The organism is Mesorhizobium sp. M0960 (assembly GCF_040319055.1).
Classification (GTDB): Bacteria; Pseudomonadota; Alphaproteobacteria; order Rhizobiales; family Rhizobiaceae; genus Mesorhizobium.
The window spans coordinates 41,308-54,512 of record NZ_JAMYNN010000010.1 but is presented as its reverse complement, the minus strand read 5'-3'; the positions used below and the strand labels follow the sequence as shown (position 1 = coordinate 54,512).

Sequence of the window (13,205 nt, the reverse complement as noted above, 5' to 3'; positions counted from 1 at the left end):
ACCGACGTAGCTCAATCGGGGTTTACATCGGCAGCCAGGCACCTAGTTTTAACGTTTCGCGCCGTGCACTTGAGTGCGTGGATGATCGAGGACGGGACCGTGAGCTCTGGCCGGCCCCTCAAAACCTTCCAAAAGGATGACTACCATGACACAGGCCAAGAATGGCGACACCGTGCGCATCAATTACAATGGCCGCCTCGCAGACGGCACCCAATTCGATTCTTCCGGCAACGAACCGCTGCAATTCACGCTGGGTGAAGGACAGGTGATTCCCGGTCTTGAAACCCATGTCGAGGGCATGGAGGTGGGCGCGAAAAGCACCGTGACTGTTCCCGCCGAGGCCGCCTATGGCCCCCACCGCCCCGAAGCGGTCATGACCGTTGACCGCGCCCGCGTACCAGACAACATCAACGTCGATATCGGCACTCGATTGCAGGTCAGAACCCCAGAAGGGCGCCCCATGCCGGTAACAGTCGTCGGCGTGGACGACGCCAGCGTCAAGCTCGACGGCAATCATCCGTTGGCCGGGCGGGATCTGGTGTTCGACGTTGAACTGGTCGAGATCGTTCAGGCGGCGTAGGGCACGGTCAAGGCCGTGTTGGCTATGACCTGGGGTGACGCACTTGCGCCGGAGATTTCGGCGGTGCGTCACCTGTCGGAGGAAAAGACCGCGAGCAGCGCGGCGTTCGCGGTCGGTTACGAAAGCGTGTCACAATTCACCCGGGAGCACGGTCGTCTGTTCGGTCTCGCTTGACAGCGGACTTCTCGTGACCGCAAAGTCTCATGATGCGGGCGATTGGTTGGAATAGAATTGCGCGTGTCGGGGCAATCGTGCTGATGATCGGCACAAATGTTCCTGTGCCGGCACGTTCCGATTCGCTCCTTCTCACAAGCCCGTCCCAGCCAGCCAATGTCGGCGATGCGATGCTGGCGGCTGCCAATTATCATGATTCCGGCGACTATGATCGCGACCTTGCCGCAGTGGCGAAGCAGGCCGGCGACTGGGTCGTCAAGCGCGCGACGGAGGTGCCTCGCCCCGCACTGGTGCTCGACATCGACGAGACGGCTTTGGCCAACTGGGAAGTGATCACACGTGACAATTTCGGCCGCCCGATCAGCGGTGCCTGCGATATCGCAATCGACGGTCCCTGTGGCTGGGCCGCCTGGGACCAGCTTGCGAAGGATCCGGCCATTGACCCGGTGCTGGAGGTCTTCCGGCAGGCGCAAACGGCGAAAGTCGCGGTGTTCTTCATCACCGGACGTCCGGAGGACCAGCGTCAGGCAACCGAACAGAACCTGCAGTCGGCCGGCTATGCCGGCTATGAGCACCTTTACATGGTCCAGCCTGGGGCCAAATACGGCTCCGCCGCAGATTTCAAGGCACCCATAAGGGCCGAAATCGAAAAGGCCGGCTACACGATAATTGCCAATGTCGGCGACCAGCCATCCGACTTGTTCGGGGGGCATGCCGAGAAGCTGTTCCTGCTGCCAAATCCGTTCTATCGGGTTCGCTGACGGCCGGAACGGCACAAGCCCGGATCCCCGGCTCCTTGCCGAGCACCTACTAGGGTATCAAGACGACCTTGCCGGTCGCGCCGCGCTCGTCCAGCAGGCGATGCGCCTGACTGGCCTGGTCGAGCGGGAAGCGACCGCCGTTGGTCACTTTAAGCTCACCATTTGCCGCCAGATTGAAGAGCCCCGACAGGCCGTCACGGAGCACGTCTGGAGAAAGCAGCGGCAGCAGTGCAAAACCCCTCAGCGACTGGTTGCGGCCGATCATCGCCTCCATCTCCGGGGCGCCGAGCGCGTATCTGCCAAGTGCGGCAAACGCCAGCTCTCCGCGAGGTGCCAGAGCCTCCAGCGCAACCGCCGTCAGCGGGCCGCCGACAATGTCGTAGACGATGTCGACGCCGGCGCCGCCTGTCGCTACCCGGATGCGCTCTGGCCAGTCCGTTTTGCTGTAGTCGACGGCAACGTCGGCCCCCAGCGACAAAGCAAGATCGAGCTTGGCCTTGCTGCCGGCAGCCGCGATGACATTGCTCGCCCCTGCCCGCTTCGCAAGCTGGACAAGCAACGAACCGACGCCGCCCGCGGCAGCGGCGACCAGCACCGATTTGCCGGCCGACGGGCTTTGCCGCGACAGATGCAACGCCGTCAGTCCTTGCACCATCAATGCCGTCGAGGCTTCGAACGAGAGCGCATCCGGCAAGGGCACGGCCAGGCTTGCGTCAATCGTCACATAATCGGCATAGCCGCCTAACGGGCGGCTCGAGGCGAACAACGGCGCGGCGACGCGCGTGCCGAGCAAGGAAGCATCCACCCCATGCCCGAGCGCCTCCACGATCCCGGCGGCCTCGACGCCAAGGATCATCGGCAGTTGCGGCGTCACCGCGTAGCGATCTGCGCGCATCAGCACTTCGAAGAAATTCACCCCGGCCGCACGAACGCGGACCAGGACCTCGCCGGCTTGCGGCTCGGGCTTCGGCACCTCAACCATTTCGAGAACGTCAGGGTCGCCGAAACGGTTCAGTTGAATGGCTCTCATCACATGCACCGATCGTTATTGGCATCGGCCGCTGTTTGCCACTATCTGCCTGGCTTCGACCACACACCGATTTGTCCGCCGCTGACCGGGAGGTGACCATGGCCAAGCTGATCAAGAGACTGCCGATGCTGCCGGCCGAGCGCGCGCTGAAAGTGATTTCGGGCCGCTGGAAGGCGATCATCCTCTACCATCTCTTCGACGGGCCGCGGCGGCTGTCGGCGCTGCAAGGATTGATGCCCAATATCACGCAGAAAGTGCTGATCCAGCAGCTTCGCGACATGGAAGAGCACGGCCTCGTTCGCCGCGAGATCTTTGCCGAGATCCCCTCGCGCGTGGAATATTCGGCGACGCGGCTCGGCCTCAGCCTCGAGCCCATCCTGCTGGCACTTTGCCAGTGGGGTCAGCACCACGCCGACGAGTTGAATGAGATGGACCGCCTTGCCGATTGCATCATCAGGCCAAGGCAAGCGCAGGACGCGCATGCCGTCTGAAAAAAACGGGCGGCGCATGCGCCGCCCTGAATCCTTGGGAGAATTAATCCTTGGGAGGATTGTTCGAACCTGCGCTCAGGCCGCCTTGACTTCCTCGGCGACGGCATCGGCCTGACGCGCCGTCTTCAGTACCCTGGCCCACCATGCAATGTCGTTGACGAGCGCGGTTGCCGCCTGGTTGAGGTGCTCGAATTCATCGAGCTTCTTCTCACCTTGCTTGACGGCAAGGAAATCGGCCCAGGCGATGTGGACGGCGGACTTCACCGGCGCCATCTGCAACTCGACCGCATGCAGCCTCAGCTGCTCGACCGCACGCGCGCCACCAACGCTGCCATAGCCGACGAAGCCGGCCGCCTTCTTGTTCCACTCGTTGGCGGCGTAGTCGATGGCGTTCTTCAGCACGGCCGTCGGGCCATGATTGTATTCGGCGGCGGTGAAGATGAAGCCGTCGAATCCGGCGACCTTCTTTTGCCAGCGCTGCGCCACTTCGTTCTGCGACGGCGCCCAGGCGGAGGATGCGACCTCATCGAAGAACGGCAGCGGGAAATCGCGCAGGTCGACGACTTCGACATCGATGTCGGCATGCGACCTGGCGATCTTGGCAATCCATTGGGCCGGGACGTCGGCAAAGCGCGCGGCGCGGGTCGAACCAATGACGATGGCGATTTTGGGTTTTGACATAGAGGGGCTCTCCTTACAGGAATACTGGTATCGTTTAGATACCTGCGCTATATGAGTAACTGGCCGCTCAATGTGCAAGGAGGCACTTTTTTGTTACCAAGGCACCCGCACCGCACCGAGGACTGCCGCGCCATCTCGGAAATCCTGCAGCGCGTCGGCGACAAATGGACCGTGCTCGTCGTCGGCAAGCTCGGCGACGGGCCGCTGCGTTTCAACGAGCTGCGCAGCGCGGTCGGCGGCATTTCACAGAAGATGCTGACCACCACTTTGCGCGGGCTCGAGCGCGACGGCTTCGTCACGCGCACCGTGTTCGCGACCATCCCGCCGCGGGTCGACTACGAATTGACCGACCTTGGCTACGAGCTTCTGGTGCCGGTCGGTGCACTCGGCGAATGGGCGCGCAAGAACACCGAGCGTGTCAAGGTCGCGCGCGAAAAATTCGACGCCATGCACAGCTGAGCCCTTGCGCTGCAAGGGTTTGAACCTGACGGGGATCCTCCGGATGAGCCCTACTGCTGTAATTGCATCTTGCTCTTCGGCAGCTTCTCGATCCGGTTCCATTTCGGGTTGGGACTGACCACCTTGCCGCCAATCGTGCAGGTCGTGGTCGTCTCCTTCCGGCAATTGCTCACCGTCGTACCGCTGGTGTCGCATTTCGTCGCCGAGCAGATCTCGCACTTGGCCGCCTGCCCGTTGATGGTGCGGTTTTCCGACGTGCAGGTGGCGCCTGGATCGCCTTTTTTGACCTCGGCAAAAGCGCTTGCGGACGACAGGCAGAGCAAGGCTGCAAACGCACCGGCCAGGGCAGCGTTCAGCATGTGTTGACGCATTGTCTTTCCTCCCAAGATCCCGTCGCTCGCGCTGCAGGCGCGCATGCGGGAACCCGTTGGTCAAAGACCACGCCGGATCGCTGCCCGCATCCCCCGCGCGGGAGAGACGGCTGTTTAAGTTCGTCTTCTGGAATCAGGCCGGTCAGCCTTCCGCCGGAACCGCCTTCGGCTTGCCTTCGCCGTCCAGCGCCACCATGACGAAGTCGGCATGGGTGACCTTCTCCATCAGGTCGGAGAGATAGCGCTGCGCCCAGGCCTCGACCTTGAGCGTCATCGAGGTGCGGCCGACGCGTTCGACATGCGTATAGATGCACAGCGTGTCGCCGATCTTCATCGGCTTGGCGAAGGACATTTCCTTCACCGCCGCCGTCACCACGCGGCCCTTGGCGCGCTCGGCGGCGCGGATGCCGCAGGCGAGATCCATCTGCGCCATCACCCAGCCGCCAAAAATATCGCCCGCCGCATTGGCGTCGGAAGGCATGGCCAGCGTCCGCAGAGTCAAATCGCCGATCGGCCGCCCGTCCGCGTAATGCACCATTTGGCCAATCCTCTCGAAGCCGATCGTCCGACCCCGTACCGTCCTGGCACGGACAGGTCAACGCCACTGAATGGTGTCGCGGCCTGACGTTCGGCGATGCATTCTATGGCCGAGGTGAGAAAGCTGGCGCGCCCGAGAGCTTACCAATAGGCGCGCTTTACAAAGCGGGCCACGGCGTCGGGACGTAGGCGTAGGCGTTGCCTTCGCGGATCACATGACCGATGCCTGGGAAGGGCAGGTGCATGCCTGCGACGAGCAGGTCATCCGCCGACACCATGTCGAGCACCTTCTTGCGTGTGGCGATTGCGGCCGCCTGGTCCACGTCGAAAGCGATTGCCCATTCCGGATGCGCAAATTGCAGCGCGGAGGCGTGGATTACGTCAGTGAAGAGCAGCAGGTTGGCGTCACCAGAGCCAATCCGAAGCGCGAGATGCCCCGGCGTATGTCCGGGCGCAGGCAATGCCCTGATCCCGGGCGCGATCTCGACCTCGCCTTCGATCTTCCTGACTTTGCCATGGTAAGGCACCAGCGATTTGCGCGCTATTTCGAAGTACGGCTTCATCTGGTCGGGCGCCTTGGATAGGATCCCGTCATCGTGCCAGAAAGCGAATTCCGGCGCGGCAACCACGACCTCCGCTCCCGGGAAGGCGGCCTTGCCGCCAATTCCGACAAGGCCGTTGGCATGGTCGGGATGGAGGTGGGTGATGATTACCGTGTCGATTTCTTCCGGCCTGACGCCGGCGGCTGCGAGCGCCTCAGGTATATGTCCCAGTATAGGCCCCATCGCCGATGCCGTGCCGGTATCGATCAGCACCCGCCTGTCGCCCCTGGTGACAAGGTAAGCGTTGACCGAGGTCGGGAGTGCCTTTGGCAGGAATGCCTTTGCCAAAAGCGCTTCAGCGGCAGCCGGATCGGCGGAAGGGAAGAGTTCAAGGCCGAGATTGAGATAGCCGTCGCTCAGTGCTGTGATTTCGAGGTCGCCGAGCATGAACCTGTGGGCACTCGCAAGCGAAGCCGGAGACGGGGCGGCGATAGCCGCAGCGTTGCTCCCAAAGAAGCTGATCGGGGAAAGTAGCAGGGCGCCGGCACTAAAGGTCCCGAGGCCGAACGTTCGACGGTCGATATTCATGGTCTTGTCCTTCGAATTGCAGATGAAGCTAGTCCCAGACTACGTCGTCGCTGCCAGTGCGGATGCCGACCCCTCGGACCACTCTTCGAGCGGGGTCGGCGCGGGTCATGGCGAACTCTTTGCGACATCAATAATGCGCCTCACAAGCAGCTGGAATAGCGACGGGATGCAGTTCACTGCTGCAAATTATGCAGCAATCAATTTAGGCGGGTAAGGCCGCTCGTTTGGCCGTCCGCTGAACGGCCTGGCCGAGCCCCGGCTTTGCCTACTGGACAGGCTTCCGAGGCTCGAGCGCTCGACGCAACGTCGGCGCCTCTTGCTCGATATGATCCCACAGACGGTTGGAGATCGGCCCGTGCGGCCGGTCGCGGCGGCGCGCCACCGCGAACTCCTCGGTACGGCCTGGCAGATGACGGCCGGACGCTCCACGCGAACGCAAGGAATGGCCGGATTGCTGGACTAGCTGGACGTTGAATGTGGATCAATTCGGGCTGAAAAGAAGCAAAGTTCTGGCTCCATGACGGCGGCAGAGCCGATGGTCCCGCCAGCGCAATTCCTTTCCCTGCCCGTTTCGGACCGACGCTTTTCAGAACGCGAAATCCGCGGACTGAACGACATCGGCTGGGAGCCAGGTTTCATGAACCTGCAAGATCTCGGGCCCGCGGCTGTAGCCGCGATCGCGGACCACCATCGTCGTGACCCGGCCATTGTTCGGTTCATCGGAGTCCTTCGCGTCGCGTTGCCATTCGTGGTAGTTCACGACCGCCAGGTCGGCGCTTTGATGGCTGATCCGGATGTCGCGTATTTTGATACGGAAGGCCGGATTCGATCCGTAGATGCTCTTCATGTAACCTGCGAAGTCTTTTTTCCCGAACGCCCTGCCGCCTGGCATGATGGCGACCAGATCGTCGCTGATCCGGTCGAGCGCGTTCTTCTTGAACGTCGCGTCGTCGCCAGGGCATCGGCCCGCCACCCAGTCGGTGAAGAATTCGTGGATGTCGTGGATCGTCGCCTCGATTTCCTTCGTTTGAAGGGACATTTTTTCCTCCTGTCTCAAGATGATGCTGGATCAGGCGCTTTACGCCGTGGCTTGCCCCGACCGGACGCTGCTTGAGGACAGCCCGTACCACGCGAGCCACAGGCACATGAGAAGCGAGGAAACCAGCCAGATCGGACCCCCGATGCCGATCCCGAGCTGCTCACCGAGTGTCCACCCGGTTGCCGAAAGGATACCGAACGCCGAGCCGACGATCGCGGCCCATCGGGGCAGTATCCCGACGTTATCGCGGGCGTCGTGATACGCGACAAGCGCTGTCGCCAAGGCCAGCGCCCAGAATCCGTTACCCATGCCGCCGGAAAACGCCCACCAGGTCATGAAGGCGTTGGTGTCACCCCGGTCGGCCACGACCGCGACCACCGATGCCTCGGCGACTGCGGTGGAGAACGTGGTCAGGGCGCCGAGAGCCATCACCATCCAGGCGGAACTCAGCATCGGCGAATGCCGGACCCGGGGGTTGAGCGCCAGGTTCAGGAACGAAGCGCCGGCGATCAGGAACAGCGCCGCTGCCGCCGTCCAATGGACCATAGCCCATCGCCCATGGCCCTCGGCGATATTCTGCATCTGAACAGACAAATCCGCGTCCGGTGGCCCGTGAAAGACGAGCGCAGCCGCCAGCAGCAGCGTTCCGGTGGCGAGCCAGACACCGCCCGGCCCGCTCATGCTGTTATTATTCGTTTGCATCGGGAAAACCTCCTGTGGCCTTTACCACGCCATGAAGTTTAGACCCGCGTCACGGTTGCCCGCTTCGGCGTAAATACCCACGCAGCGAGAAATTTTGGCTTGGGTAGGATTACCCAGATACGCCCATGCCGATCAGGCCGTGCTCGACCGCAAAGGCCGTGGCTGCCGCGCGCGTGCGCACGTTCAGCCGCGTCAGGATATCGCTAACGTGACGGTCTACCGTCCGCTGGCTCAGACCGAGCTCGCCGGCAATTTCCGGGTTGGTCAGGCCTGACGCGATCAGGCGCAGAACCTGCGTCTGTCTGAGGGTGAGAACTTCGCTGCCTGTCGCCGTCATGATAGCCCGCAGCTTGCCGGCAACGGCTTCGTCGGGGCGCGCGCCGAGCTCGCGGAAAAGTCTTATCGCTTCGTCCAGTTCGGTCTGCGCCGCTTCAGTATCGCCGGTTGCGAGACAGGCCCGCGCTGTCAGCACCCGCATCCGGGCAAGATGATAGGGCGCCCGAAGGTCCCAGAGGATCTCCACTGCGCGCCGGATATGGGCCAATGCCTCCGCGGCTCGACCAGCATGGATCAGCACCCGCGCGGTAGCCTCGGCGGCTGCGGCGCGGACTGCATCCGCGGAATATTGGCGCGCGCAGTCGCGCAGTGTTTCGCACAGTTCCCAGGCGTCATCGGCCGAACCGACAGCGAGAGTGATTTCCACCGCAGCCGGCAAGAGGCGGAGTTTGCCCGGAATGTCATCGACCGACTGCAGTGCGCGGCGGATCGCCGAAAGGGCCGGCTGCTCGTGCCCCTGCTGCAATCGCATAAGCGCCAGCCCCGGCTGCGGATCTAACCCGAGCCTGCTCGCTGCGCGATAGGCGGCATCGGCCTCGTCCCATTGGCCGCGGAGGCGAAAGACCTCGCCCTTCTGGTAGAATGCCGGACCGGCGTGGTGCTTCGAGGGCCCCTGCTGAAGGCGGATGCTGGCGACACTGGCCTCGCGGCCGGCCTCGTCCCAGTGGCCGTCGAGGATCAGGATTTCGGCCCGGTGGATCAGGCATCGGCCGGTGAAGGCAACGATGTCGGGCTGTCCCGCGCACCATCCGATCAGCGCCGATGTCCATTCCCTCGCCCGGCTCGTGGCATGAAATTTCTGACAGATCTCGATCACGCTGCAGTAGACCAGCCCGGTAACGATCGGTGAGAGCCGGCCCGAGGTGACCGAAACCATCGCTTCGTCCAGCAGTTCGAAGCCTCGCACATAGTCGCCGCGCACGATCAATATCCGACCCTGAAGGTGGCGCGCGATAGCCAAGAGGTCCGGATCTTCGCAGCGCTGTCCGATCTCCGCGGCACGTGTTGCGTGGGTGAATGCTTCGTCCGGACTGTCGGCGGCGAGGCATTGTTCGACCATTGGGAGCTGAAGGTAACCTTGTTCTGCACATTCCGGCGCATGATCCGCGACCAACCGGTTGGCGCGGGTCAGCCATCCGCTGCCTTGGGCGAATTCGCCGCGAAACATCAGGGTGAGCCCGATCCAGAAGCCGCAACGCGCTGCGGATCGTTCGCGTCCGTTCCGGAGATGCTCTTCGAAAGCCCTCTCGTAGTCCCGAACGAATTCCTCCTGGCGCCCAAGCATGTAGGCGGCTTCCCCGAGGCGCTGGAGCTCGGCGCCGCCAAGTTCACTGCGGCGGTCTCTGTCTGACAGTTCGCGGTGAAGCCTGGACCAATCTCCGCGATTGGCTAGCTCCGCATACGGATCCGATGCAACTGCACCGTCTTCCGGCGACTTGTCGGGTGATCGGTCGGAGGGCGCGGGCATATCCTCAGAATAGCACATATCTTGCTGAGGAGGTGGCGGCAGGTTACCGACATGGCAGAAGTTCGTTTCGGGCTCAATCGAGCCGTTCATCGCGTCCGCCGCCGAGGACCGGGAAGGGTCGCACCCTGCCGTCTGCAAGGTGTTTGTCCAGCGACTGTTGTGTGGCGAAACCGGCTAAAATCCCAGTCGTGTGAAACTTGTCATGGCCGCTTAGGTGTCATTTCGCCCTCTACCGGAACCGCCCCCAACGTCGGCGCCTCTTGCTCGATATGATCCCACAGACGGTTCGAGATCGGCCCGTGCGGCCGGTCGCGGCGGCGCGCCACCACCAACTCCTCGGTGCGGCCTGGCAGATGACGACCGGCAATGGATTGCAGGCGTCCGTCGCGCAGTTCTTCCTCGATCAGGAAGCGGGGCATGTGGCCCCATCCGAGGCCTTGCAGGATGATTTCCTTCTTCATGCCCTGATCGGCCACCATGCATTGAGGCGCACCCTCGATCATGAAGTAGTCTTGTTGCGGTGAATGGCGGGCCGTGTCGCGCATGACACATTGGGTGAACGCGTGCATCTGATCCGGCGTGATGGGGTGCTTGATGCGCTCCGGCAGAAAGCCCGAAGCCACCACGGGAACGAATGGCACCTTGCACAGATCGATCCATTCCACCCGCGGATCGCTCTTGTCGATCCAGTGCAGGATCAAATCGGCTTCGTCATCGAAGAGGCGCTCCCACGGGCCGCCCACCGCCTCGAAATGCAGGTGCAGGCGTGTGCCCGGACACTGGGCGAAGAACCGTCCGAGCATGCCCAGTGCCTGCGGGCGCGGGCAAAGGTCGCCGATCACCACATGGATCTCGCTTTCTTCGCCCATTGACAGCTGAGCAGCATGAAGCCGCAAGCCCTCGAGCTCGCGCAGCAGCGATTGTGCCCTGCGATGGAACGACAGCCCTGCCTCGGTGGGGCGCACGCGATAGCCGCTGCGATCCAAGAGAACGAGGTCGAGTTGCCGCTCCAGCTTTGCAACGGCTGCGAACACCGCCGGGTGCGAGCGATGCAGCATGGCCGCCGCAGGCTGAAAGCCGCCGCAGCGGACCACGGCATCGAAGCATTGCAGGTCGTGCAAGGTGAATTCGGCCATGTCAGCTTACATTACAGAGATTATCCCATCTTTGTAATATCATCAAAAGCGTGCCGCCGCTAGGCTTTGCCACGTTCAACGCTCCAAAAGGAAGGTGTATTCACCATGAATGAGCTGGATTTCGTGACCGTCGGCGATGGCACGCGCATCGCCTACCGCATCGACGGCGACGCCGGGCAGCCTGTGTTGGTGCTGTCGAATTCCATCGCCACCACGCTGCGGATGTGGGACATGCAGGTCGACGAGCTGTCGAAGCATTTCCGTGTTCTGCGCTATGATTTTCGCGGCCACGGAGGGTCGAGCGTTCCGGCCGGCGCTTATTCGCTCGACCGGCTTGGCCGCGACGTGATCGAGTTGCTCGACGCCCTGGGCATTGAACGCGTACACTTCCTCGGTCTGTCGTTGGGCGGCTTCGTCGGGCAGTGGCTCGGCATCCACGCGCCCGAGCGGATCGAGCGCTTGATCCTGAGCAACTCCTCATCCTACCTCGGACCGGCAAAGCAGTTTGACGAGCGGATTGCCGCCGTGCTGCAGGCGCCGGATATGCCCGAAACCGCCGAGATGTTCCTGGGCAACTGGTTTCCTGCGCGTATGCTGGCGGCCAACGAGCCCGTCATCGAAGAATTTCGCGCCATGCTGCTGGCTATCGACCGGCAAGGCTTGGCTGGCTTGTTCGCGGCGGTTCGCGATGCGGACCTTCGCCGAACCATAGCGCTGATTTCCAGGCCAACGCTGGTAATCGCCGGCCGGCACGACACTGTGACAGCCGCCAGCCATAGCGAGCTGATCGCGGCGACGGTGCCCGGCGCGAAACTGGTTGTCCTGCCCGCGGTTCACTTGTCGAACGTCGAGTACCCCGTAGAATTCATGCAGGCCGTGCTTGGTTTTCTGCGCTGAGATGGAGCACTGAGTGAAACCCCGTTTTCGAACATCCCCCGCATGGACCGCAACCTATGATGCACTAACACGTAGCTCAGGCTAGACTGGGCAAGGTAGGTAGCGGATGACGGCTGACATGGAACTTGGCTTTCGCCCACTGACGCCCGATCTGTGGCCGGCGCTCGAGGACCTGTTCGGTGACAGCGCCGTCTGCAGTCGCTGTTGGTGTATGCACGGACGGATCGGTCGTTCTTACCGAAAGAGACCCGGCGAGGAAAACAAGGCCGCGTTCCGGCAGGACGTCCAGCATGGTCCGCCTCCAGGCGTACTTGCTTTCGACGGCGATACGGCTGTCGGATGGTGTCAGGTGACACCGCGAGATGCCCTGCCCTGGCTCGATCGGCTGTGGCAGCTCAAGCGTGTGGATGATGCGCCGGTCTGGTCCTTGTCCTGCCTCTACGTGCGAAAACGATACCGCAGGCGGGGCGTAACATTCCAGCTGATTGCGGAAGCACTGGAAGTCGCAAGGCGCGCAAATGCTCCTGTGCTCGAAGCCTATCCTTTCGACGCCGACGTATCGCCGAGCGCTTCCGGCAGCGGATATGCCTCCACCTTCGCGCGCGCCGGGTTCAGGGTCGTCGCTCGCAGAACGCCGGCCCGCCCGATCATGCGCTATGATTTCAAGCAGATTGCCGATCATCGCCTGTGATCGCAGCTTGAAGTTGTCATCCAGCCGCTATTGCGCCCGCTTCTCTTCTCGCTTTTGCGAGGATGGTCGTCTCCGGCGCAACGGCAAATTGCTCACAAAATGCATCGATGTGATGCTGGCCCCGACCCGCGTCTCCAACGGCAACAAGGGCCAAGCCCCAGGCGAGGTCTGTTTGCACATAGTTTTCCAACGAAAAACGTCGAAATTTCATCTTGGATCGTCGTTCGAAACTAGCAGCAACGTCCTTTAGTGCGGTGATTCTGGACCAGTCCTGCTGGGCAGCATTGAGCGCCGCCAAAGCTGCGCGTTCAACCTGATAGGAGCTATCGCTACTATAGAATGAGCACCAGTTGGGAATCCGGCCCGATGAATCTATCGGGTCAATGCAAAGGTCAAAATTCGCTGACTTCGCCGTCCTTTTCCACCGGAGGCTTCCGCCTCTGAAAAGTGGCACAAAGTCGATCGAGACGCCCCAACAGGCGGAGAAGGTCATGCCTTTCAACATCTGAAATTTCAGCAGATAGCGTATGTGATCTGTTGGACGGCCAACCCAGAACAAATCCCCTACTCGTTGAAAATCGGATGCCAAGCCGCCTTCCAATGCTCCAGCGGCAATGTCGCCCAACGCTTTACCACGCTGAGGCGCACGACGGAGGTCTGGCTGCCGACGAAATCTTTCGATCAAGCGGGAGAACATCTAACCTCTTCAACGGCAATCGTAA

The 13,205-nt window shown here is 62.2% G+C and carries 17 protein-coding genes and 1 pseudogene; 8 read left to right on the top strand and 10 right to left on the bottom strand.

What is annotated here, in order from left to right:
- Window positions 1–145: 145 nt before the first annotated feature.
- The 3 genes and pseudogenes from NKH63_RS18800 (at window position 146) to NKH63_RS18790 (ending at window position 1,515) form a co-directional block, all read left to right on the top strand.
- Window positions 146–580: an FKBP-type peptidyl-prolyl cis-trans isomerase gene (locus NKH63_RS18800; RefSeq protein WP_023719136.1), complete on the top strand. Its 435-nt coding sequence runs from the start codon at window positions 146–148 to the stop codon at window positions 578–580.
- A 90-nt stretch (window positions 581–670) separates the two neighbouring features.
- Window positions 671–754: pseudogene (locus NKH63_RS18795) on the top strand (helix-turn-helix domain-containing protein); the annotation flags it as partial.
- A gap of 83 nt (window positions 755–837) precedes the next feature.
- The gene (locus tag NKH63_RS18790) at window positions 838–1,515 is read left to right on the top strand and encodes an HAD family acid phosphatase (RefSeq protein WP_156948082.1); all 678 of its coding nucleotides are present in this window, start codon (window positions 838–840) and stop codon (window positions 1,513–1,515) included.
- 49 nt (window positions 1,516–1,564) lie between these two features.
- Here NKH63_RS18790 and NKH63_RS18785 read toward each other — a convergent pair whose 3' ends face one another.
- Window positions 1,565–2,545 carry a quinone oxidoreductase family protein gene (locus tag NKH63_RS18785; RefSeq protein ID WP_352483122.1) on the bottom strand — a complete coding sequence of 327 codons (981 nt, stop codon included), beginning with the start codon at window positions 2,543–2,545 and terminating at the stop codon, window positions 1,565–1,567.
- A gap of 98 nt (window positions 2,546–2,643) precedes the next feature.
- On the opposite strand from NKH63_RS18785, the gene NKH63_RS18780 reads away from it, so the two are divergent.
- On the top strand, window positions 2,644–3,036 hold the full coding sequence (locus NKH63_RS18780; protein WP_352483120.1) for a winged helix-turn-helix transcriptional regulator: 393 nt from the start codon (window positions 2,644–2,646) through the stop codon (window positions 3,034–3,036).
- Between the two features lie 75 nt (window positions 3,037–3,111).
- On the opposite strand, the gene NKH63_RS18775 is transcribed toward NKH63_RS18780, so the two are convergent.
- Window positions 3,112–3,717: an NADPH-dependent FMN reductase gene (locus tag NKH63_RS18775; protein WP_023719141.1), complete on the bottom strand. Its 606-nt coding sequence runs from the start codon at window positions 3,715–3,717 to the stop codon at window positions 3,112–3,114.
- A gap of 90 nt (window positions 3,718–3,807) precedes the next feature.
- Here NKH63_RS18775 and NKH63_RS18770 point away from each other — a divergent pair, with 90 nt between their 5' ends.
- A complete protein-coding gene (locus NKH63_RS18770) occupies window positions 3,808–4,176 on the top strand; it encodes a winged helix-turn-helix transcriptional regulator (RefSeq protein WP_023719142.1) in 369 nt (122 codons plus the stop codon).
- 50 nt (window positions 4,177–4,226) lie between these two features.
- Here the strand turns inward: NKH63_RS18770 and NKH63_RS18765 are convergent, their stop codons facing one another.
- The 6 genes from NKH63_RS18765 to NKH63_RS18735 form a co-directional block, all read right to left on the bottom strand.
- Window positions 4,227–4,592 carry a hypothetical protein gene (locus tag NKH63_RS18765; RefSeq protein WP_245278591.1) on the bottom strand — a complete coding sequence of 122 codons (366 nt, stop codon included), beginning with the start codon at window positions 4,590–4,592 and terminating at the stop codon, window positions 4,227–4,229.
- A 97-nt stretch (window positions 4,593–4,689) separates the two neighbouring features.
- On the bottom strand, window positions 4,690–5,085 hold the full coding sequence (locus NKH63_RS18760; protein WP_023678380.1) for an acyl-CoA thioesterase: 396 nt from the start codon (window positions 5,083–5,085) through the stop codon (window positions 4,690–4,692).
- A gap of 157 nt (window positions 5,086–5,242) precedes the next feature.
- The gene (locus NKH63_RS18755; RefSeq protein WP_352483118.1) at window positions 5,243–6,214 is read right to left on the bottom strand and encodes an MBL fold metallo-hydrolase; all 972 of its coding nucleotides are present in this window, start codon (window positions 6,212–6,214) and stop codon (window positions 5,243–5,245) included.
- A 586-nt stretch (window positions 6,215–6,800) separates the two neighbouring features.
- A complete protein-coding gene (locus tag NKH63_RS18745; RefSeq protein ID WP_352483117.1) occupies window positions 6,801–7,253 on the bottom strand; it encodes a nuclear transport factor 2 family protein in 453 nt (150 codons plus the stop codon).
- Window positions 7,254–7,292: 39 nt separating this feature from the next.
- A complete protein-coding gene (locus NKH63_RS18740; protein ID WP_023719147.1) occupies window positions 7,293–7,934 on the bottom strand; it encodes a hypothetical protein in 642 nt (213 codons plus the stop codon).
- A 130-nt stretch (window positions 7,935–8,064) separates the two neighbouring features.
- Complete coding sequence (locus NKH63_RS18735) at window positions 8,065–9,351, bottom strand: LuxR C-terminal-related transcriptional regulator (protein ID WP_352483116.1); 1,287 nt, start codon at window positions 9,349–9,351, stop codon at window positions 8,065–8,067.
- Between NKH63_RS18735 and NKH63_RS18730 the strand changes: the two genes are divergently transcribed.
- Window positions 9,340–9,642: a hypothetical protein gene (locus tag NKH63_RS18730; RefSeq protein ID WP_352483115.1), complete on the top strand. Its 303-nt coding sequence runs from the start codon at window positions 9,340–9,342 to the stop codon at window positions 9,640–9,642. The two genes, NKH63_RS18735 and NKH63_RS18730, sit on opposite strands and share 12 nt — an antisense overlap.
- Window positions 9,643–9,959: 317 nt before the next feature.
- Here the strand turns inward: NKH63_RS18730 and NKH63_RS18725 are convergent, their stop codons facing one another.
- Complete coding sequence (locus NKH63_RS18725; protein WP_352483113.1) at window positions 9,960–10,895, bottom strand: LysR family transcriptional regulator; 936 nt, start codon at window positions 10,893–10,895, stop codon at window positions 9,960–9,962.
- A gap of 105 nt (window positions 10,896–11,000) precedes the next feature.
- On the opposite strand from NKH63_RS18725, the gene NKH63_RS18720 reads away from it, so the two are divergent.
- Window positions 11,001–11,792, top strand: coding sequence for an alpha/beta fold hydrolase (locus NKH63_RS18720; RefSeq protein ID WP_023719150.1), 792 nt, complete (start codon window positions 11,001–11,003; stop codon window positions 11,790–11,792).
- A 118-nt stretch (window positions 11,793–11,910) separates the two neighbouring features.
- On the top strand, window positions 11,911–12,483 hold the full coding sequence (locus NKH63_RS18715; RefSeq protein WP_023719151.1) for a GNAT family N-acetyltransferase: 573 nt from the start codon (window positions 11,911–11,913) through the stop codon (window positions 12,481–12,483).
- A gap of 16 nt (window positions 12,484–12,499) precedes the next feature.
- Here the strand turns inward: NKH63_RS18715 and NKH63_RS18710 are convergent, their stop codons facing one another.
- On the bottom strand, window positions 12,500–13,180 hold the full coding sequence (locus tag NKH63_RS18710) for a hypothetical protein (protein WP_023719152.1): 681 nt from the start codon (window positions 13,178–13,180) through the stop codon (window positions 12,500–12,502).
- Between the last annotated feature and the right edge of the window lie 25 nt (window positions 13,181–13,205).